The organism is Maribacter sp. C-4077 (genome assembly GCF_055378385.1).
Genome location: NZ_AP038807.1, coordinates 3,664,469 through 3,687,802, shown reverse-complemented (window position 1 = coordinate 3,687,802; position 23,334 = coordinate 3,664,469). Strand labels below are relative to the sequence as shown.

Genomic DNA, 23,334 nt, shown 5'->3' with positions numbered 1-23,334 from the left:
AATTGAGAACATATGAAAAAACGAATTAACCCACTATTTGGTCTTTTGTGCCTTTTCATTTTTACAACTTGTGACAAAGATGTTGAAATCATTAGCAGTTTCGATTATACCATCTCTATGAATTTTAGGGATAAGGCTACAGTAAACCTTCCCGAAAACGTATCTCTTTCCGTTGTACCTGAGCGATTGGTAAAAACACAGTCGTACCAATTTAAGTATGAGTCGAAAGACGGTTCGGGGTATTTTGTATCGGATGGGTCAATACTCCCCCAAAGAGAGTGGATGCCTCTTAACGAATTAACACTTTCCCTTGACTTTGTGGCACCTACAATTGGTTCAAAAGAAATCGAGGTAACTTTTTCAGATGCCGATGGACTTGAAAAAACCGAAACTTTAAACTTTTTAGTAGCGCATAATCCATTTATTTGGAAAGTATCAACAACAACCAATACGATAAACATTAATGAAGATGTACCTATTTCATTGTTATTAACCAATACAGGAATTGATGAAAATGCTACGTATGAGCGAAACATATATTTTATCCAAGGATCTGGAAATTTAACCTTTGTCAATGAAGAAGAAGCATCGGAAATCCCAATTGAAACTGGAAAATTTGTTGAAATGCAACCCGGTTCTTTCAATTTAAAAGGAGAATTTAAGGAAACAGGTGTCAATAAATTGATTTTTGAAGCTAGAGATAAAAATGGTCAATCCCAGAAAGACACATTGAGCATAACGGTGGAAGAAATCGAGTTTTCCTTTACCGCTTCGCCACAGAAAAATGAAATTGACATAAGCGAAAACACCAATCTAAATTTCAATATTACGGAATCAAATCCTTCAGGGACATCCTACCAAATGAGGTATGAGATTATATCAGGGAGTGGCATTATTACATCAGGAGGCGAGACTGTTGCTCCCAATACATTTACAGTAGTGCCAACTGGCAATTTTTCATGGGATTTTGAATCCAGTACACCTGGCAATGTTGAAATGATATTCTTTGTCAGAAATGAAACAGGAGTTGAAAGCCAGCGTACAGTCACTTTAGTAGTTTCAGAAAGGGATTATGACCTTACCGTTACACCGGCCGCCATTGAAGCCTTCGTGGGCAGTTCCATTAACATTACACTTTTAATAAACGAATTAGGTGCAACCGGAGACACATATACCGGATTTTATTCTTCCACCGGCACTGGGTCTATAAAAATAGCAGGGGATGAATATACAGCAGGCCAGCAATTTGTACTCACCAAAGAATCAAATACACTTATATATACTGGAATAAGTGAGGGGAGGCATGCATTGACTTTTAAAGTAAAATCGTCATCAAACATTGAAAAGGAAGTAACTACTGAGGTTGATTTTGTCAGTATTGACTTTGATTTTTCAGGTAGTGTCACGGATAATGATTTGTTCATTACCGAATCAACAAACCTCAACTTTATAATAAACCAAACAGGCATAGGTGCAACAACCTATGAATCCCGGTATGTCATAAATCAAGGAGAAGGTCTTGTTCGTGGTTCAAATGGCACACTATTAACACCAAATACGTATTATGGGACATCGGAAGGTCCAGGTAACTATACTTGGAGTTTTGAGGCCACTAAGGCCGGTAGAGCGGATATTACCTTCTTTACTAAAAACGTAACAGGACAAGAAGAAGAAATTCGGTTGTTCATTGATGTAGAAGCCACGGATTTCAGTTTAGATGTAGTAGCAGCAAACACCAATGATTTTGTTTTACAAACCGTACCATTAAGTTATACTCTAAACCAACAAGGTGTGGAACAACTAAACTACAATAAGACCTATTCCAGCAACGGTGATGGGGTACTAACTATTGGAGGAGTGGATTATAATCCCGGTGAAAATATTGCCTTGACGAGTGTACCTGGAACGTTTAATGGCTCTTATACCGGTAATTCTGTCGGAAACCATCAAGTGACATTTAGAGTGGTATCATCCAATAATATCACCGAAGATAAGACTGTAAATATTAATTTTAACACAATTGGATTTCAAATTAGTGTACCGGCAAATCTATCTATTAAAGAAACATTGACCGAAAACTTTAATGTGGTTATTAATCCAGACAGAACTGATTTGAATGTGAATTATGAGATCCAATTGGTAACTGATCAAAACGGCAGTTTTAACTACGGTGGCATCAGTCCAGGAATTTTTAGACCTGCTTCAACGGGAAACAATTCATTTAACTACACACCATTGGATTATGCCAATGGAACCCATATTATTTCGGTTTCGGTGCGGGACAACTTAGGCAACACCAAAGTTGAAAATATGACGGTAAATGTGAATAGAAGACCTGTTGCTTTTGGACGAGCTGAAAAAGAAAATGTGAGTTGTGGAGGGTTAAATGGCTGTGATTACCGCGTACGAATGTATATAAGGAGGTCAGGCTTTGGGGAATCCCAAGCATTTGATGGTGCAACTATAACTACAGTCCGAATCAGGATATACAATAGGCAGGACAATCGTTGGGATACAATTGTCAGAAATTTTAATGAATTGGAAACCAACACCCAAGGGGATATCTATTGGCGCCTGGAGGAGGAAAATAGGGAAAGTAGGCTTCGTTACTTGGACCAGGATTTTGAAATTGAAGTACAGGATAGCGATGGTATCTGGTCGGATAAGAGTTTTGGGTCCGTCATACGTGTTTAATCAATCTCGATTAAAGATATAATTGACTCGAATGGTTTGACCATCAATGACTTCATCAAACTCTAACTCAAGGGTGTTTGAGGATATTTCTTGAACAAAGTATATAATATCGCTTTCAACAAAGCTTAAAATCGTTTTGTCATCATTGAACATATAATTATCGCGGAACTTGGTTGAGCTTCCTTGCGGGGTGTCATTGCATCTACTTGCGTTTTCATCAATTCTAAAGACATTGGCTTCTCCCCCAGTATCGCCAAAAAAGAACAGGTCGTCCAACAAACAGGTTTCAACCTCTTCAAATCCATCGGTATTTGGAATACCGTCATTATTAAGGTCAATTGATGGAGTTAGGGTAATGGCCCTAAAGCTCCATTGCCCCTTGATGGCTTCATCCCTATTTTCCAAGGCAAAATCATCGTCTTGACAAGCTGACAAAAGAAAACAGAAGAAAATCAAAAGAAAATTATTTTTCATTATCTATTCAATGATTAGTTTAAAGATAACAAAATTATGGCTGTTCAATTTGGCTGGAATGGCTAAAGGCAAGTGCTTTCTTTGGTATGCGCCTTGCGGTTTTAAAGGGTATTTGGTGGTGCCGTTGGAGCTTTGAAACCGCAAAGAGGACGTGTACCAAAGAAAGCTCTTGCTGCGCACCCGAGGAGGTTGGTCGTGGTACCCGACTTTAGGAGGGTGCAATGACCAACTTCCGCATGGGAATTATTCCTTTATTTTGAGAGTCCAATATAACTCATTAAAAGTTTTTAAAAATTCTACAGTATTTTTAAAATCTGCGCTATCGACGTAAATATTATAAGCCTTTTCAAGCTTTAAACTTATTTTTAAATATCCAGTATTTTCCTCGTCTTCTTCATCAAAATAATCCATTAGAAAACAAACAAATTTATCTTTACCTAGCGCCTCATTTTTTTCTAACCAATCCTGAACTTTTGTAATATTAGAACCTATTTTATTAAAATCTAACATTTGCTTTACAAAGTAGTCTTCAAATTTATGGAAACTAGAAAGTTCATCTAGCTTTTCATATAACTCCATAAATTTTTGATTGTTGGTTTCCTTTTCAAATCGGGGGAGTCTAACTTTTGACCCGTCGTGGTTAGTAAACCTATACTTTTCATATTCAGCTTTATGACTGATTTTATAATGATCATAATACTTTAACAACCACCATTCTATTTTATTTATAGAGTTTGGGACTGTATCGGCCAAGGATTTTATTGCTTTTAATTCCATCTGACAAAAAAAAGCCCCCTTTATAGGTTGCTTTAAAAAATTGATTTCATGCTATAATTAAGCAAGTGTTATAACCTTATAAGATGAGCTCAAAGCTATAAAAATAGGACATCAAAGGGATAAATCGCCTTAATCTTTTCTGTCAATATGATAGCTTTTAATTGCAAAATATTGATCAAGAGGTAGTACATCTCTACTAATATATAGCTCATGGGAGCATTTTTTACATTTGTAATAATGGCCAATGGCATTATTATATCTGGGTTCCGCTATTAAATAGGAGTTTCTAAATTCGTCATCAAAATCTGGAACATTAAACCCGTTTCTCTTGAAATTAACAACAGTTTCACGATACTTCTCGCTAGAAAAGTCACCTTGTTGCCAAAGGAACCAATGTCTTCCATATTGGTTTGTACCACTATTAGTAATACATGGATGTGTATCTCTATTATCTAATAGCCAATTCAACAATGTATCGTAATTCAATGCAGGTTGAACCATCTCCGTACCGCACTTATTGCAGCATAACTTTTGCCTATCCCTGTGACCTTCGGTAGGGCAATTAAAGTCTTGATTCATTTGCCTTAGCCGATCGGCTCTTGCTAATATATTGTTAGTAGTACAACAAGCATGGCAATTGTTGCAAACATACCAGCCACAGGCATTACCAAAACCATCTGTGCTGCAGCGTACACTAGTTCTGCTATCTACAATATCTAAACATCGACCATTGGCACAATGTGATAGATAAATATTTTCATTATTACTGCACTCCGTGTTTTTGCAACAGAAATTACTTACGCGATAAAAACCGTAATTATTTAAACCAGATGGATGCAGAATATGACCACATTCCCTACAATTTAGATGTTCAAAAAACCTGTTAGCTTTATTGATAGTACCAACTAACTGTTCGTATTGCTTTTCGGAAAACGGGATGTTTAAAATTCGAAAAATGTCCATTAAGGAATAGTTTCTCCATTCGCTATTTCCATGCGCTTTTCTTGCAATATCATAACACTTAGAATTTTCACACCAATAAAATTTATTATTAGAATTTTCACAAAATGTAGGTTGGTCGGTATTTCTATCAATCGCCAAGCGCCCCTCACAATATACTGCAAAGCGTGGATTACTATCTGGCTTATTTATTAGTTCATATTCCTGAGGGAGTGTATCTTTAACAATTTTTAAACTTTGTCTTCCGTGACATTTATCGAAAAATCCAGTGATTTGTAATAATTCCTTCGGGTCATTAATAATTTGGGATACAATTTCAAATATGCTTTTTTGATTAATCTCCTCTCCTTCTTTAACCTTTGAAGCAATATTTAATATAAGTGCCAAACTAAAATCCAAATTATAAACACCCAAATTCCTTGCCTGTGAGTAAAGTTTATAATCTATGGCTAAAATCCGATGAAAATCTGTTAGAGTTAAAAAGGCTTGTTTTTTCTCAACCAGAGATAAACATTTTTTAAAAAATAACTTCTGTTTATCACTATTTAACAAACCTGTGTATAGGACAGTTTCTTCATAGTCTATCCAAGGTATAAAGTCATCTATAAACAAAAGTAATTTCACATAAATATCCGATTTTTTCTCTAAGGTTTTAATTAAATAACTTCGATGTATTTCTGAAAGATTGAATTCAAGAAGCGCTTTAAAGAACTGATAATCCTGCCTTTCGATAGTCTCTAAATCATAAAAATGAGCAGCCAATAGATTAGTGGTCTCTTCGCTTGTCAACCTTTCCAAATCTTTGGAGAATCTCCTATTAAGTATTTTATAATCATTAAAATCTTTTTCTTTAAATGTATCTATAAAATTTTGCCAGTAATCTTCATAAATTTTTAAAATAATTGGTCGCTCAGAAATTTGATGACGCCATAAAAAGTGTGCGATATCATCATTAACTTTTTGCGTTGATAAGGGGATTTTTAAACTATAAGATTTTGTGAAAAGATTCTTAATCTTTAGATAGTCTGTTTCCTCAGTATCTTTAATCTCCGTTAGCAGTTTTTCTAGTGCGTATTCTAAAACTTTTTTTTGATTTTCTTTTGATTCCTTTTTAAATTTTGAAGCCAAAACAGTATTAGTTTCAAATAGTTCATTGGCTAGTTGGTCTTTTACCAAATCAATAGATATATCAAAATTTAAATCCTTCCACAATTTGAAGATTATATTATCTGGCAGCTCCTCGTAACTTAAGGATACCTCATACACTAAAGCATTTGAACACAAGGTTATATAGGAATTATAAGGCCCCCCTATAGCATTTAACTGAGCTAACGCTGTCTCAAACAACTCTTCTCGTGCATCTTGGTCTTGTTCTTTTAAACTATTGCATATTTCAGAATGAGAAGAAATCTCTTTTACTAGTATTTCCTTGATATCACTGTACGATATAAGACTACTATCCTTTTTCCAAATTTTATATTTTTCTGCAGGGCCAAGGCCTTCAATGAAGGGGCTTCCAACCAATTCTTTTTCCGCTAAGGAGTACAGATTGGTATAAAAGTCAAGTTGGTCAATTTGAAATATTTTCGACGGAAGCGCATCTATAAACTGGCCTAATACTATTTGTTGGTTTTTATTAAAATTAACTAGTTTATCTGTAATCTGGAGGTCCAATTGCCTTCTTTTATTAGAAGGTACTTGATTATAAATTTTAAGGTGTAACAAAAATGTAATATTATCTTCATCCTCAATGAAATTTATCCTTGAGGCGCTTAATTTTTTGGACAACGAAATTTCTTCGCTCATTATCCGAATTATTACTATTTCATCTTTTTCAAAATCTTTCGGATTAGAATTAAAAATATTCTTTCGTTTAAAATAAACATCCCCAATATCGTTTATATATGCAAAACCGAAATCTTTAGTGCCATCAGGGTCTGAAAACCATTTGATATGGCCAATAAAATAGCTATTTGTACCATCCTTGTAAGCGTCATCTGTCGCTTTTGAATAATTCCTTTTAAGTTTTGATAGTAAGGTTTCAAAGTCATCCTTTAATACAAATCTTTGCAGAGCATTAACTTGGTAAGGCAGCAAAAGTTGCTGTTCATTTTTGATATCAACATTTGCCTTTATCCCAATCAAACGCAAAATATTTAATGAGACTTCAAGTTTTTCTAAAAGGTCCTTTACTCGCATAATCTACACCTCTAAATTTATCATATTAATATACATTAAGAGTTGGCCTTCTTATAGCCTTACCCATTTAGGGAGATTACTAAATTCTTAAAAGTATCGTATATGTTATCCGTTTAATGGAAGAATTCTTCTCCAAAACGGTTCTTATATTCCCTAGATGGCACAATAACATCAAAATAACCGCCCATCCAGCGTATTGTGATTTCACCACTTTTAGTAATTAAGACTCAAAAGATAATGATTTATAATTTTTTAGTAGCAGGATATTATCATTTGATGAAGTCCAGAATGGCCAAAGGCAAGTGCTTCTTTGGTATGCGCCCTGCTGTTTTAAAGGGTATTTGATGGTGCCGTTGGAGCTTTGAAACCGCAAAGGGGGCGTGTGCCATAGAAAGCTCTTGCCACGTACCCGAGGGGGTTGGTCATTGCACCCGACTTAAGGAGGATGCAACTGGCCAACTTCTGCAGGGATATATTGTTGATTTTTGACATTTGATTTTTTGTCAACTTTTTTTAAAAATCGGTTATAAGCAAGTCCTCTTCTTGACCTATTGGAAACAAAACGCCAAACATCAATTTGAGTTCATGCGGACTTAATTGACGCTTTTTGCTCGTGAATGAAGTGAAACTTCCCAAATCTTTGGGAAAGGCTTAATAGAATGGAAAGTCAAGAACGGGTATTTTGCACAAGATAATTGAATAATAAGCTTATTACCAAGAATAAAGAGCAGAGGAATAAATAAGGAATGCTTACAATTCCACTGTTGTAGAAATAATTTTCTTATGATCTTATTTCAATAAATTAAAAAACTATTTTAATGAATAATCTTTTGAATAAGCCTAGCATGAACAAACAGGTAGAATTTTCCTATGATGGACCTTTTGTGCCATCAACTTATTTTGAAAAGGAGGAGACAAGGTATTTTGAGATTACAAGGGGATTTTCTACTAACGGTCTTCTTTTTTATAATGAAGTTATTTATAAAAACAAATTTGGAAAACCTTATATTATATATGAGAAAGTAGATGATGAACCAGGGTTTTATCGAAGAATCAATTCAAAAGGGCAACATTCTAATGTAACCTTTTCATCTTTTTTAAATTGTTTAAAGGGTAAGGCTACAAATGGATCGTGGAGAACAAGTTAGATAATTTACAAACTGTTTACGTATTATTTAATTTATGATGTCGCGGAAACACTTTTTAAAAAAGAACATTAAAAAGGATGAATGTCTCCATCCGGAAATACAAAGTCTCCATTTAAATTACGCATCATTGAACTCTTAGTATTGCCATTCATATCAATAAATTGTTCGTTTGTCAAATCTAGTTTATACCGTTTACCATTCTCATCAAAATATTTGAAATCTGAGTCTCCAATAATTTGTTTATTAGAATTATTGATGTATCGGTATGTTTTATCATTAAATTCCATTTGATAATCAGCAAAAAAAGGTAAAAAAAGACAACTTTGTTCAATGTATAAGTTAGGATAAAATTCAAAAATATTCTTACTTAAATAAACATCTATTTCACAATAAGACAGTCTTACAATTTCGAGTTGATTTACAAAAGTCTTTTCAATCTTATTTAATTCAAAGTTTATTATAAAACCTGATAAAACTAAACTCTTTAAATCGTTTAAATAATTCAAAATTGACAGGCTCAAATGCGCATCTTTTATCTTGCTATTAAGGTGAAGTTCAAATTCAACTAAATTATGTGGTAAAATTTTTATAAAAGTTTCTTCAAAATATAAAAGTCGTAGGTTGAGAGATTTAGATTGATAAAAAATATCGGCAGTAATAACCTTAGGGTCCAAGTCTTCAAATATTGTAAGGTTTTTTATCGCAAGGTTTTTATTGGAAGCTTTCAAAGTTACCAATTGCATAAAGTTGTCCAATGATAACTTTTCTATTGATTTTAGTTTTTTCAAGAAAGTTAATGGAGATATATCGCTATTTTTACTACCGTTGTCAACTATAATTTCGTTCTTGAAATGAACAATGTTCAAGATCAGAATCAAAAATTCATTTAATGCATAAGTTTCAATCTTTTTAATATCCTTTTCGTCAATATATAAGTAGTTAAACCCCAAAGCCATAGCCCTTTCAAATTTTTCATCATCCTTAAAATCCTCAACTACTTCTCTCAATAAATCTAATTTCCATATAGAATTTAATGAAACCCACCAATTTATAATTTCTTCATTTACACTTTCATTGTAGCCTAGTTCTTTTGCCTTTTCAATGCAATGATCAACAAATCCAGGCGGGTCATAAATTTCTCTTGATGTTAGATACCTGAAGTTCTCCTTAGTTCTTGCTATGGATTCTTTATTAACTGTAATTATGATGTTTTCTCCTAATACTCTTCTGTTTGCACTCTTGGTCCAGTTGAAAGATCCGGTAATTAATAATTCATCATCTACAATACAATATTTGTGATGACTATTTGAGTAAAAAAGACTTTCATCTTTAGTTAGGAAATCAATTGAGCTTTGATTGGAACGATTAAATTCATCATTCATAAGAACTAATCGGACATCTACACCACTGTCCTTCTTATTCTTTAGCATGTCTAAATAATCTTTGTCAGTTATCCAAGCTACTGCAACCCATATATGTATTGAAGCACTATTTAAAGAAGTAAGAACTCGCTCTTTTATACCATCAAATAATATCTCTAATTCCATTACAATAAATATAATAAAACGATGACTATGATTTGGAGTGAATTCTAAAACCTATAAAAGATACCATTACTATATGATCCAAATACGATAAATGGAGTTTACCACTTCTAGTAATTAAGACTCAAAAGATAATGATTTATAATTTTTTTAGTAGCAGGATATTATCATTTGATGAAGTCCAGAATGGCCAAAGGCAAGTGCTTCTTTGGTATGCGCCCTGCTGTTTTAAAGGGTATTTGATGGTGCCGTTGGAGCTTTGAAACCGCAAAGGGGGCGTGTGCCATAGAAAGCTCTTGCCGCGCACCCGAGGGGGTTGGTCATTACACCCGCCTTTTGGAGGGTGCAGCTGGCCAACTTCCACAGGGGATTATTCCTTATATTTTGACTTATTGTTATTTGTCATCTTTTTCAATTCTGTCATAAGCATGTCCTCTTCTTGACCCAATGGGAACAAAACATGATACCACATACAATTCATATTGTATTTTAAAATTCTGAACCATCTTGGGTATTGTGATTTTGCCACTTTTTATAATTAAGAAACAAAAGATACTGATTTATATTTTTTTAGTAGCAGGATATTATCATTTGATGAAGTCCAGAATGGCCAACTTCCGCGGAAGTGGTAATTTTTTGGGGTATCTACACAGAAACGAAAAAATTAGTAAAAAAGCCATAATTTGCAGATGGTTCCCCAATCGTTTAGTCAATTATATAACAAGTAGAAGTTTTAGAGATTAGCTATAAATGAATCTAACCAATCACCAAGCTAAATATTTTGCATACGAGTTAAGTAAAAAGTGCAAATCTGATAGTTCTGAGAAATTTGGAGCTACCCTTATGGATGCCAAAGTGGATTTAAATCCACACCAGGTGGAAGCTGCGCTGTTTGCTTTTAAATCCCCTCTTAGTAATGGAGCAATTTTGGCCGATGAAGTGGGGCTTGGAAAAACCATTGAAGCTGGAATCGTATTGTCCCAAAAATGGGCAGAGGGCTCCAGGCGAATTCTTATCATAAGTCCTTCAAGTTTAAGGAAACAATGGATGCAGGAACTAGCGGATAAGTTTTATTTGCCGTCTGAAGTCATGGAGACTAGGAACTTCAACAAAAAGATTAAGGATGGCATTAAAAATCCATTTGAAAGTAAAGAAAATATTCAAATATGCTCGTATCACTTCGCCCGGAATAAAGCAGATTATTTACAATTAGTATCATGGGACTTAATCGTAATCGACGAAGCACACTATTTACGGAATGTTTATCGTGGAAGTAATAAAATTGCCAATGAAATTCGTGAGGCAATTTTGCCTTATAAAAAGGTCTTACTTACCGCTACTCCACTTCAAAATAAAATTGAGGAATTATATGGTTTAGTCAGCTTTATAGATGATTCCATTTTTGGTGATTTAAAGTCATTTAAAAGACAATTTCTAAGAACGGAAGGGGGGATAGATTTTGACGATTTAAAGGAAAGGGTAAGTCAAGTTTGCCACCGTACACTCAGGCGGCAAGTGACCGAGTACATAAATTACAAACAGCGCATTCCTATAACAGAAACCTTTATTCCATCTCCAAAAGAACAAGAATTGTATGAGAAGGTGACTGAGTATCTTCAGCGAGAAACCAATTTTGCACTTCCTCCCGCACAAAAGCACTTAATGACCTCGGTCTTAAGAAAATTGTTAGCTTCTTCTTCATATGCGATTTCGGGAACCTTAGAAAGTTTAATTAAAAGACTAAAAAAACTAATTAGAGGCAAAGAAATTGAGATTGATGAATTTATTGACGAAATCGATGAAGATTATGAGCTTTTTGATGAGGATATTGAAGAATGGGAAGAGGATTCAGATGACATAGACGATACCGAACTTTCCAGAGAAGATATTATAAACATTCAGAATGAAATAGCTGATTTGGAAGACTTTCTTAAACTAGCAAATTCTATTCAGCATAACGTTAAAGGAGAGAAACTTAAGGTAGCACTAGACAAGGGTTTTGTAAAGCTATCTGAATTAGGGGCTAAACCTAAAGCTATAATTTTTACAGAATCCGTAAGAACACAGCATTATCTTTTTGAAATTCTAGAACAAACTGAATTTAAAAATAAGATTGTTCTTTTCAATGGAAGTAATAATGATGAAAAGTCAAAGGAACTTTACCGCAATTGGATAAATGATAAAAGAAATAAAGGTAAAATAACAGGATCTCGAACAGTGGATATTAGAGCGGCCATTGTTGACACGTTTAAGGATGAAAATCATCAAATTATGATTGCTACCGAAGCCGCTGCAGAAGGTATAAACCTGCAGTTTTGCTCAATGGTAGTGAATTATGACTTGCCTTGGAATCCACAGCGCATTGAGCAACGAATAGGCCGGTGCCATCGTTATGGCCAAGATTATGATGTTGTTGTGATTAATTTTTTAAATGCAGCAAATGAAACGGACCAGCGAGTATTTCAATTATTAGAACAAAAATTTCATTTATTCAGTGGCGTATTTGGAGCTTCTGATGAAGTATTGGGGAGTATAACTAGTGGGGTTGATTTTGAAAAACGATTGACCGATATATATAAGCAATGTCGAACAAAAGAAGAGATAACCAAGGCATTTGATCAACTACAAGAAGAATTTAAGGATCAAATTGATTCTAAGGTAAAAAAAACTCAAGAACAATTATTTCAAAATTTTGATGCCCAAGTGGTTCAAAAGCTTAAAACAACTGAAAATGCCATTAAGCTATACATAACAAAATATGAGCAGTGGTTATGGAAAATCACTAAATATCTGTTACGGGAACATGCAATTTTTGATGACCAATCACTTTCATTTCTTTTAAAATCTACATCGAAAAATATTGAAGAAGGCACTTATTCATTGGATAAAAAAAGAGATGATGCCATCCATTATCGCTTGGGGCATCGATTGGCACAAAATTTAATTGAAAAAGGTAAAAAACTGGATACCCCTTTGGCTAAGATTTCATTTAACTATTCTGCCAGTAACCTTAACTATGCTGAACTTAATCAATTAAAGTCAAAAAGTGGAGTTCTTAAGGTCGTTAATCTATCCATGCATAGTAAAGTAGAAGACCTGGATTTAATCGTTTTTGCAGGTGCAACCAATAAAAATGAAGTTTTGAAAGATGAAATTTGCCAGTTTTTATTGACCTTACCCAGTACTCTAGATAGTTATATTGAAAATGTAAATCAGCCAAAAATTGAGAAATATTATGCTGTGCAAAAACAAAAACATTTGGACTTTGTAAAGCAAACAGATACCAATCTGTTGAAAAACGAAATACAGAAATTTGAAAAATGGGCCAACGACAGAATATTTGGTAGCGAGCAGGAATTAAAGGATGTTAAGAAGAAAATCCAGGAACTTGAACGTACTACGCGTCAAGAAGGAATTAATGCCGATAACTTGCTGGAAATTCAAAAGAAAATAGGAGCTTTGGACAGAAAGAAATCCAGATTGCGGCGTGAAATATTTGATGTTGAAGACCAAATCTTGGCAGAGCGTGACGAAATGATAGAAGAGGCAGAGGTTAAATTAAATAGAACGACTACCGAAGAAGAAATTTTCACCATCGAATGGGAAATTATTTAAAATGATACTTGCTGATACTTACATATATCGAATAATTCATATTGATAATCTTGAATATATACTCAGAAGCGGTTTCATTACAAATAAATTCCATCCAAATAGGGATTCATCCTATATTGGCATTGGAGAAAGTGATTTAATAGGCAAAAGGGAAGATCAAGCAATAATTACCAGTGATCTAGGGAATGAATATTTTCCTTCAAGGGATTTTTTACCCTTTTATTTTTATATTCAATCAGTGATGTTATATCGAATCCAAAAGGGCTACAATGTAACGAAAAGGCCTCCGGAGGATATTATCTATATCGTTTTTAAGTTAGACGAAATTATCGATGGAATTGAATATATTTTTACAGATGGCCATGGATATGCAAGTATGTCTAATTGGTTCGAGGATATTGATTCCTTAAAGTTTTTGGATACCGAAGATATCAAAAGAATCCGTTGGGAGAATACAGAAGAAGACCCGGATAGAAAACGTAGAAAACAAGCTGAATTTTGGATAAAACAACCACTTTCCATTGATTTGATAAAAGGTATTGCTACATTTAATGATACTTGCAATGAAAGGGTAACTCAGCTTGTTGAACAGTACCAAAGAAAAATTGAAGTAAAGACAAAACCTAATTTCTATTACCAATGATTACGTATACCACAGGGGATTTATTTGATGCACAAGCAGAGGCAATCGTAAATACGGTTAACACCGTTGGGGTGATGGGAAAGGGAATCGCTCTACAATTCAAACAACGATTTCCAGAGAATTATGTCACTTATAAAGAGGCTTGTGAGAAAGGATTGGTGAAAACTGGGGAAGTATTGATTACCAAAAACAACACCCTATTTTTTAAGTATATAATTAATTTTCCTACCAAAGAACATTGGCGTAATCCATCAAAATATGAGTATGTAGACAAGGGCTTGGATGCGCTTATTGATACCATCAAAGAATATAATATTAAGTCGGTCGCCATGCCCCCACTGGGTGCTGGTAACGGTAAATTAGAATGGGACAAGGTAAAGCTCATATTGAATGACAAACTCTCAGTTTTGCCTGATGTAAAATTTATTGTATACGAGCCTCAGGTTAGGTTCGAAGCTCGGGATAACATTAAGAAGGCCAAAAAAAATCTTACACCTATTAGGGCCATGTTATTGGATAGTTTTAGCTATTATAACCGTATTGAAGATAGCCTAAACTTGTTGGTGGCTCAGAAACTTGCCTATTTTCTTCAGCGTTTAGGAGAACCGCTTCGTTTGGATTTTTCAAAAGGATGGTATGGGCCATACGCTCGTAATTTAGAAAAGGTGTTACAAGCGATGAACGGTTCGTATCTTTTGTATCAGGCACAATTCAATAAACCTTCAACTACTATTACCTTGGTGCCGGATAAAAAGATAGAAATCGAACGGAATTTGGCAGTCCTTGATTCAGAACAAAAAAATCGTTTAAAGACACTGAAAGAATTTATCTATGGTTTTGAAACTGCTTTTAGTCTAGAATTATTAGCTACGGTAGATTGGATTAAAAATGAAAGACCTGAACTCTCGTACGAAGAAGTACATACTGAAATTTCCCAATGGACCAAACGCAAGGCAGACCTTATTAAATTGCATCATGTAAAAGTGGCCTATAATCATTTAGAAAAAAATAAAAATTTATTCAAGGCCTAATTCAAGATTAGTTTTCGATTCTTACCCTTGAACACCACAGCATATTTATGACCAACTACGAAAAACTTGAAAAAGTACTTACCGAATTATTTCAACTGGATAAAGCAGAACTAGACTTTGGTATCTATCGCATCATGAACCAAAAACGGGACGATGTAGTCGATTTTCTAAAGAATAAATTGCCCAAAGAAGTTCGCAGTATTCTCGAAAGCCAACAAAAGGGCGATAGTGCTACATTGAAGAAGCAATTGGAAGATGCCATTAAGACGGCAAAGGAGTTTGGCGTAGACCCAAAAACCAATAGCAAGGTCTTAGCGGCTAAGGCAGCTTATGAAAGTGCCGGAAGTGTGGACCAATTGGAGCAAGAAGTATTCTCCCACTTGGCAAGTTTCTTTAAACGTTATTATCAAGGCGGTGATTTTATTTCGTTACGCCGGTATAAAAAAGACGTCTATGCCATACCCTATGAAGGTGAAGAAGTAAAGCTACACTGGGCAAACCACGACCAGTATTACATTAAGACTAGTGAAAATTTAAAGAATTATGCATTTAAGATTGAAGGTAATAAAACGGTACGCTTTACGCTAAAAGAAGCCAGTACGGAACAAAATAACAATAAGACACAAAAGGATATGGAGCGCCGTTTTGCCTTGTTCCAATACGAGCCTATAACCATAGACGGCAATACCCTCCATATAAATTTCACCTACGAGCCACACAAAAAGACGATAAAGCAAGATAAATTATTGGAGCATGCCATTGAGCAGCTAACTTCTAAGGTGCCGACCGATTTTTCTAAAATCTTTACCCTTGCCCCAACGGAAAAGAACAAAAACCGGACTTTGTTGGAGAAGCATTTGAACGACTTTAGTGCGCGCAATACGTTCGACTATTTCATACACAAGGATTTAGGTGGTTTTTTGACTAGGGAACTTGATTTTTATATTAAGAACGAAGTACTGTTCATTGACGATATAAATACAGAAAATGAACAGGGATTAACTACACAATTAGCTAAAATTAGGGCTCTAAAGCAGGTCGCCAACAAGATTATTACGTTCCTGGCGCAGTTGGAGAATTTTCAGAAGAAACTCTGGCTTAAAAAAAAGTTCGTTATTAAATGTGATTATTGTATAACGCTTGATAGAATACCTGAAACCTACCATGCAGAGATTTTCGAGAATAAGGAACAATTGAAGGAATGGAAAAAATTGTTCGATGTGTCCATTACAAAACTGGATGCCTTAAAAAATGAGACCTATTTGGTTTTGGACACCAAATTTTTCTCTCAAGAATTCAAGGATAGAATTTTGGCGGAGTTCGATGATTTGGATGGGCAAACCAATGGATTATTGATTAATTCAGATAATTTTCAGGCTTTATCACTTCTTCAAAATACCAACAAGAATAAAATTGATTCGCTTTACATTGATCCACCATACAATACCAATGCTTCAGAAATTATTTATAAGAACGGTTATAAAAGTTCCTCTTGGTTGGGTTTAATGGCAAATAGATTAAAATTGTCATATTCAATCCTAAATGAAAAATCTATTACTTGTGCTACAATTGATGATTTGGAGTTTCGACATTTAAATAATCTTCTCCATGAGATTTATGGTGAAGACAATCATCAAGCTACTGTTGTAATAAGAAATAATCCTTCTGGAAGAGCAACAGTAAAAGGATTTGCCATTAATCACGAGTATGGCCTTTTTTATTCTAAGGATTCTGATTTAGTTACACTTGGTAGACTGCCTCATTCTAAAAAGCAAACAAATAGATACGAAGAAAAGGATGCAGACGGAAATTATTTTGAATGGGAAAACTTCAGGAAAAATGGTACGGATTCGGATAGAGCTAATAGACCTAAACAGTATTTTCCCTTTTACTATAATAAAGAAAACCAAAGTCTTAGACTTCCAGAAATGGATTTTGTTGAAGACAAAAAGATGTGGGACATTCTAGAGCAACCACTTGAGAATGAAATTGAAATCTATCCTATTGACGAAAATGGATTCGAAAAGGTTTGGAAGTTTGGCGAGGAGAGAACTCGGGAAAATACTTCTAATTTTTTAGTAAAAGAAAACTCGGATGGATTAAAAGTTTACAGAAAAAAATTTCTTAATATGGAAGGTTCACTCCCCAGAACTTGGTGGGATGATTCAAAATTTTCTGCAAGGGATAGAGGTACTAGAGATATAAGGAATTTGTTCGGTAAAAGTACTGCTTTCGATTTTCCCAAATCTGTTTATGCAGTATCAGACTCAATTCGGATTAGTCTTCCAAATGAGGGAGGGAGCATTTTAGATTACTTTGCAGGCTCAGGAACCACAGGGCACGCCACTATTAAACTGAATAGGGAAGACCAAGGCAATCGTAAATATATGCTGGTTGAAATGGGGGAGTATTTTAGCTCAGTAACTAAACCAAGAATTCAAAAGGTTATTTATACGGATAATTGGAAAAATGGAAAGCCACAAGATAAGCAAGGTATTAGCCAAATGTTCAAATACTTTAGCCTAGAAAGCTATGAAGATACCCTGAACAACTTGCATTTAAAGCCTAATCAAGCGCAGCAAAAATTATTGGATACCCAAGAGGATTTGCAGGAAGAGTATTTGCTGCAGTACATGCTCGATGTAGAAGCACGGGACCAATTGTTGACCCTTGATGCATTTAAGAATCCTTTTGATTATAAGCTAAACATTACCGAAAATAATGAGTTAATTCCCAACACTGTAGATTTGGTGGAAACCTTTAATTATTTGATAGGGCTCCACGTTAAACGAATACAGCGCACGGGCGCATTCAAGACCGTTGAGGGAGTAACCAATGACGGTGATAAGGTTTTGGTCATTTGGCGTAATCTAGAGGAAAGTAACAACGACGATTTGAACGCATTTGTTAAGAAAATGGATTATAACCTTCGTGATGGGGAGTTCGATACCATTTACGTAAATGGTGATAACAATTTAGCCAACCTGCGCCAAGATGAGGAAACTTGGAAGGTGTTACTTTTAGAGGAAGTGTTCCTTACGGCAATGTTTGATGTAAAGGACGTTTAATGGCCACATTTCATAATAAAATAGTACTCAGTAAATATCTATTGTCCCAATTTCAGGTATTGGGCTTTGAGTCATTGGCACAAGACTTAAAAAGTTCGCATTTAGAAGGGTATACAGAAGAAGGGAATACCAAATACTTGGCGGCACTGATCAATAGATTGTTTGACAACGACCAGCTGACCAAGGAAATGCTGCAGGAGTATGACGAGAATATCGTGCGCCACACCAAAGCTATTTCCCATAAAAGACCGGAAGATATTCAGTGGAAGTACTTTCAATATTTATCCCTAGTATTTACAGAAATCTACTTGGAAAAATATTTTAGCAACCCAACTGGTTTGTTATCGGAGCTTAACCTATTTGTTACTCGTTTCAATGATCCCTTCGATGAAGATTACCAAAGATTGAATCCAGATGAATTTACGGTAGAGCCCTTTAGAAAAAACGACCTAAATAAAATCGCACTTTGGAATGCAACGGGAAGTGGCAAGACATTGTTAATGCACGTTCATATAAAACAATACCTGCATTATGCCGAGAAATACAATAAAGTAGCACATAATAAAGTATTGCTCATTACCCCAAATGAGGGCTTGTCTGCCCAGCATTTACAGGAATTCCAATTATCGAATATAGAGGCGGCACAATTTTCGAAAGACAAGACAGGGGGCATGTTCTCGGGCACTGAAGTAGAAGTTGTTGAAATTACCAAATTGGCTGAGGAAAATGGTGACAAAACCGTGGCTGTTGATGCTTTTGAAACCAATAATCTTGTATTGATTGACGAGGGCCACAGAGGCTCCAGTGGTGACAAATGGAAAATGTACCGTGATCAATTGAGTGAAACTGGTTTTGCTTTTGAGTACTCTGCGACCTTTGGGCAGGCCATTAGTTCGGCAAATGGTAAAACCCAAAAAGCCTTGGAGCAGGAATATTCCAAGTCCATTATTTTTGATTATTCCTACAAATATTTCTACAATGATGGATATGGTAAAGAGTATAAAATACTGAACCTAAACGATGATAGTAACACTACCTTTATACGAAAATACCTAACGGCCAACTTACTATCTTTCTATCAACAGTTGTTGATTTTTGGGGATAACCAAAATATGGCCAAGGGATTTCTATTGGCCAAACCACTTTGGATATTTGTTGGGGGAAGTGTAAATGCAGTACGTAAAGTTGCAGGGGAAGACACCTCTGATGTTTTGCAGATCATCACGTTCTTGACTCAATTTATTAAAGACCGTAGTTCAGCCATTTCCGATATTTCAGATATTATCAATGACAAGGCGGGTTTAATAGATGATAAGGGAAACTCCATTTTCTATGATAGTTTTAGTTACATTGTCGCCTCGGAAATGACTTCCGAAGCGCTTTATCTGGATATTACTAAGCGTGTTTTCAATAGTGAGTTTTTAGGTGCCAATTTATATTTGGATAATTTAAAAGGCGCTGATGGGGAACTTGCACTGCGTGTTGGGGACAACCCATATTTTGGTGTAATCAATGTAGGCGACGAGGCCAAATTACACAAATTGGCGATGGACCAAAAAGTAATGGGGGCTGATAAAGATTTTTCAAATTCCCTTTTTCAAACCATAAATGATAAAGATTCTGATATCAACCTTTTAATAGGTTCCAAGAAATTTTCAGAAGGATGGTCCAGTTGGCGTGTCAGTTCTATGGGTTTGATGAATATCGGTAGAAGCGAAGGCTCTCAGATTATTCAGTTGTTCGGGCGTGGCGTGCGTTTAAAAGGCTATAATTTTAGTCTAAAACGTTCAGGTGGTTTGGATGAACACCAAAGACCTGAAAACTTAAGGGAAAGACGAAAATTGTTATTGCCCTTGGAAACGCTCAACATTTTTGGAGTACGAGCGGATTACATGCAGCAATTCAAAAAATATTTAGAAGCCGAGGGCTTGCCGGCCAATGATAGTAAATGGATTACGGTTAAGTTGCCAACCACCATTAAAAAAGAGTTTTTAAGTCATAATCTTAAAGTACTACAAGTAAAGGAAGGCGAAAAATTCAAGGACAAAATCAAATTGGATTTGAGGTTAGATAAAATCGTCTATGACAATCATAAGATAGACTTGGACTGGTACCCTAAAATCCAAGTATTATCAACAGGAAATACAACTTCCTTAGGTGCGGTCAAGCATACTGGCAGTCTCTTAGAACCCCATTTGGCATTTATAAATTGGAACAATGTGTTTTTTTCAATTGAACGATTTAAAGTGGAAAAACATTGGTACAATCTTTCTGTGGATGTTGAAGCTTTAAAAAGTATTATTTCCAATAGAGATTGGTACAACCTATATATTCCCCAAGCGGAATTGGAAGTGAAGTCCTTTACCCAGACCTTAATTTGGGAAGAGCTAGTTATTGCACTACTTAAAAAATATGTTGAACAGTATTATAACTATCATAAGAATTTGTTCAATAGCGAACATATGGAAACCAGGATACTTTCTGAAAAGGATGAAAATTTGGTCCAAGAATATGAGGTAAAGTTGAATACTGAAAATAGTATTGAAACAGTTCAACAAAGATTGGATGCCTTACTGAAGCAAATAACATCGGAAACAGTTGACAACCCTTTCGAAATAGGTTCTAACTTTGTAGCTTTTGACAATGACAAGCATCTTTATAAACCGCTTCTTTATTTAAATGCGGATAGCTATAAAAATATCGTAAGTGTCTCTCCAATTGCCTTGGATGCCTCTGAAAGGGAGTTTACGAATGATTTGATTACCAATTTCAATTCCCATAAAGATTACTTTAATGGTAAGCAGTTGTTCTTATTACGCAACCAAAGTAGAAAAGGAATAGGCTTCTTTGTTGACACGAATAATTTCTATCCAGACTTTATATTATGGGTAGTTGAAGGAAAAAAGCAACATATCGCTTTTGTAGACCCTAAAGGTATTCGAAATTCAAAAGGACTGAGTGATCCTAAAATACAGTTTCATAAACTAATAAAAGAAAAAATTGAACCTCAGGTAATTTCGGAAAATATCAATCTCAGTTCATTTATTGTTAGCAATACTGCCTATTTCAGCTTGCATTGGAAGGAGGAATTGCCAATTGAACAATTTCATGAAAACAATGTGTATTTTCAGCATGAGGATAAGGAAACGTACATAACAAGAATCATTACAAGGATGTTGGACTAATTCTTAGAAGATTTTTCTAGAATAAATTTAGAAACGATAATGGGCTTTTAAACAATTTGATAATATAATTAGATGAATGAAAAATGGCAGGAAATATGCTTCTTACTTTCAGAAAATATCAAAAACGATATCAGTGAGAGTGATTTCGAGAACCAGGTTATACAAGCACTAAGAGTCTTAAATTGGAAGGAGTATTCTGGAGATATTCAAATCAGGCCTTCTTTTCCTATAGGTTCCTCTAATAGGTTGATGCCGGATTTTGTTATTAATTCAGCTGATAAAAAGAATCTGTTTGTTATAGAGATAAAGCAACCAAGTATTCCACTAACCTCCGGCTTTCAGAAACAGTTATTTTCCTACATGCGGCAATTGAAACTTCAATATGGAATTTTGATTGGTGAAGTTATCCAGATTTTCTATGATGGGGATTTATCACAGCACGATGATCCAGTGTTACTAGAGACAATTCAAATAAATAAAGATGATAATAAAGGACAGAAGTTTGTTCAGTTATTTTATAAGGACAATTTCAGTTTTGAAAGCTTGCTCATCTTCACTCAAAACTCACTCAAAAGAATTAGTAGAAGGAATGATCAAAAAATTCTTATTTCAAAAATACTATCCCCCGACTATCAGAAGACTGTAAAGGAATTAATCAAACAAGATTTTTTAAATGAATTTGATGCCGAGTTGATTGATAATGCACTAAAGGAAATTTCATTAAAAATTTTTAGTACAAGCAATACCGGGACAACAAAGCCGGTCAATTATGAAAGGGATGCAGTAGAAGGTAGTCAAACAAGGGATACTACCAAGTATCGCATAAATGGCAAAAGTAAACGGCTGGCAAAAAATAGATTTGTTTTAGAATTGGTTAGGCAATACTTAGCAAAAAACCCTACTAGCTTTTCTCAATTAAAGAATTTATTCAAGGATGAATATCAAGGTTCTACAGGCTTTATAAATGAACTGGATTTAGTAAAAACTAAATATGCCAATAAATCTGACAAAAGACACTTTACTGCAACTGATGAAGTATTAGAAAGTAGTGATGGAGTGCAATTTATGGTCTCTACTCAATGGGGCAAGCATAACATCACTGAAGTTATTGAATTAGCAAAAAGATTGGGGTTTCAAGTAGAAGAAGCATAGGTTTTAAGAAGAATTCTAATGAAACAAACAATTGAAACCCTCAAAAATTTTAGCAAGCAAATTGACTTAAGAAAAAGGTTTAGTGTGACCTTTAGGACTAATGATTCATTCTTCACTTCATCGGAAATTTGTGAGTTAAAACCCATCCAAAACGGATATGATTTAAATGTAAAGCTAAAGCAGATTTTAAATAATAAATATAGGAACCATATTGACCAAGAGCAGATTGATTTTTGGATAATTAATAAATGGGGAGGTATTAGAGGTTTTAAATCGAATAAACGTAATGTAGAAAAAATTAAAAAGTTCAAGGAAGAAATTAAAAATGGGAAATTATCACTAGAAAGTTTCGGCACAATATCTTCTTTATCAAAAATCGCTTCGTTCTTGGAGCCTGATAATTATGTGATTTATGACTCAAGAGTGATTTACGCTCTCAACTGGTTAATACTAACATGCGAAAATTCAAATGGTATCAACCAAAAATATTTCCCAATCCCAAACGGTAGAAATAAAAAAATTAATGATTTTGATTTGAAAACTATATTGAATCTGGTCCATCTTGAAGAATATTTAAAGGAGGATGATTTATTTTTAGCTTCACAAAATGCTTATTTTGAATTCTGTGATTTTGTCAAAATAGCCGGTCGAGAAATATTTGGTGATAGCTCAAAACCCTTTGAACTTGAAATGCTCCTTTTTGCATTAGCGGACCAAGAAATTTTTCAGGATTTAAAAAGTAGACTAAAATTAATTTTAAATTAAAAATTTTGTATAAGTCCACTTAATAAAATGAGATTTTATCCTTTTGGGTTTTTTCCAAACTTGTGCTATTTTGATTTCT

Annotated in this window: 13 protein-coding genes; 9 read left to right on the top strand and 4 right to left on the bottom strand. The window is 34.6% G+C overall.

All coding sequences use genetic code 11. The features are described 5' to 3' along the window. Positions 1 to 12 precede the first annotated feature (12 nt). Positions 13 to 2,694, top strand: a complete 2,682-nt coding sequence (locus ACZ41C_RS15920) for a hypothetical protein (RefSeq protein WP_464562849.1) — start codon at positions 13 to 15, stop codon at positions 2,692 to 2,694. Here ACZ41C_RS15920 and ACZ41C_RS15915 read toward each other — a convergent pair whose 3' ends face one another. From ACZ41C_RS15915 to ACZ41C_RS15905, 3 genes are all read right to left on the bottom strand, one after another. Then, on the bottom strand, positions 2,695 to 3,168 hold the full coding sequence (locus ACZ41C_RS15915) for a hypothetical protein (RefSeq protein ID WP_464562847.1): 474 nt from the start codon (positions 3,166 to 3,168) through the stop codon (positions 2,695 to 2,697). Between the two features lie 243 nt (positions 3,169 to 3,411). Then, on the bottom strand, positions 3,412 to 3,945 hold the full coding sequence (locus ACZ41C_RS15910; RefSeq protein ID WP_464562845.1) for a hypothetical protein: 534 nt from the start codon (positions 3,943 to 3,945) through the stop codon (positions 3,412 to 3,414). 129 nt (positions 3,946 to 4,074) lie between these two features. Further along, complete coding sequence (locus ACZ41C_RS15905) at positions 4,075 to 7,104, bottom strand: hypothetical protein (RefSeq protein WP_464562843.1); 3,030 nt, start codon at positions 7,102 to 7,104, stop codon at positions 4,075 to 4,077. An 845-nt stretch (positions 7,105 to 7,949) separates the two neighbouring features. Here ACZ41C_RS15905 and ACZ41C_RS15900 point away from each other — a divergent pair. Next, positions 7,950 to 8,252, top strand: coding sequence for a hypothetical protein (locus ACZ41C_RS15900; protein ID WP_464562841.1), 303 nt, complete (start codon positions 7,950 to 7,952; stop codon positions 8,250 to 8,252). Between the two features lie 68 nt (positions 8,253 to 8,320). Here the strand turns inward: ACZ41C_RS15900 and ACZ41C_RS15895 are convergent, their stop codons facing one another. Then, a complete protein-coding gene (locus ACZ41C_RS15895) occupies positions 8,321 to 9,799 on the bottom strand; it encodes a phospholipase D-like domain-containing protein (protein ID WP_464562839.1) in 1,479 nt (492 codons plus the stop codon). A gap of 747 nt (positions 9,800 to 10,546) precedes the next feature. On the opposite strand from ACZ41C_RS15895, the gene ACZ41C_RS15890 reads away from it, so the two are divergent. From ACZ41C_RS15890 to ACZ41C_RS15860, 7 genes are all read left to right on the top strand, one after another. Further along, on the top strand, positions 10,547 to 13,411 hold the full coding sequence (locus tag ACZ41C_RS15890) for an SNF2-related protein (protein ID WP_464562837.1): 2,865 nt from the start codon (positions 10,547 to 10,549) through the stop codon (positions 13,409 to 13,411). 1 nt (position 13,412) lies between these two features. Next, positions 13,413 to 14,054 (top strand): type II toxin-antitoxin system toxin DNA ADP-ribosyl transferase DarT, encoded by a 642-nt coding sequence (gene darT, locus ACZ41C_RS15885; RefSeq protein WP_464562835.1) that lies wholly within the window; start codon positions 13,413 to 13,415, stop codon positions 14,052 to 14,054. Then, positions 14,051 to 15,085 (top strand): type II toxin-antitoxin system antitoxin DNA ADP-ribosyl glycohydrolase DarG, encoded by a 1,035-nt coding sequence (gene darG, locus ACZ41C_RS15880; protein WP_464562833.1) that lies wholly within the window; start codon positions 14,051 to 14,053, stop codon positions 15,083 to 15,085. The genes darT and darG overlap by 4 nt, the downstream gene beginning before the upstream one ends. Positions 15,086 to 15,132: 47 nt before the next feature. Continuing rightward, positions 15,133 to 18,153, top strand: a complete 3,021-nt coding sequence (locus ACZ41C_RS15875) for a site-specific DNA-methyltransferase (protein ID WP_464562831.1) — start codon at positions 15,133 to 15,135, stop codon at positions 18,151 to 18,153. Beyond that, positions 18,153 to 21,338 (top strand): DEAD/DEAH box helicase family protein, encoded by a 3,186-nt coding sequence (locus tag ACZ41C_RS15870; RefSeq protein WP_464562829.1) that lies wholly within the window; start codon positions 18,153 to 18,155, stop codon positions 21,336 to 21,338. The genes ACZ41C_RS15875 and ACZ41C_RS15870 overlap by 1 nt, the downstream gene beginning before the upstream one ends. A 72-nt stretch (positions 21,339 to 21,410) precedes the next feature. Next, positions 21,411 to 22,490 carry a type I restriction enzyme HsdR N-terminal domain-containing protein gene (locus ACZ41C_RS15865; RefSeq protein WP_464562827.1) on the top strand — a complete coding sequence of 360 codons (1,080 nt, stop codon included), beginning with the start codon at positions 21,411 to 21,413 and terminating at the stop codon, positions 22,488 to 22,490. Positions 22,491 to 22,508: 18 nt separating this feature from the next. Continuing rightward, complete coding sequence (locus ACZ41C_RS15860; protein ID WP_464562825.1) at positions 22,509 to 23,255, top strand: hypothetical protein; 747 nt, start codon at positions 22,509 to 22,511, stop codon at positions 23,253 to 23,255. The last annotated feature ends 79 nt before the right edge of the window (positions 23,256 to 23,334 follow it).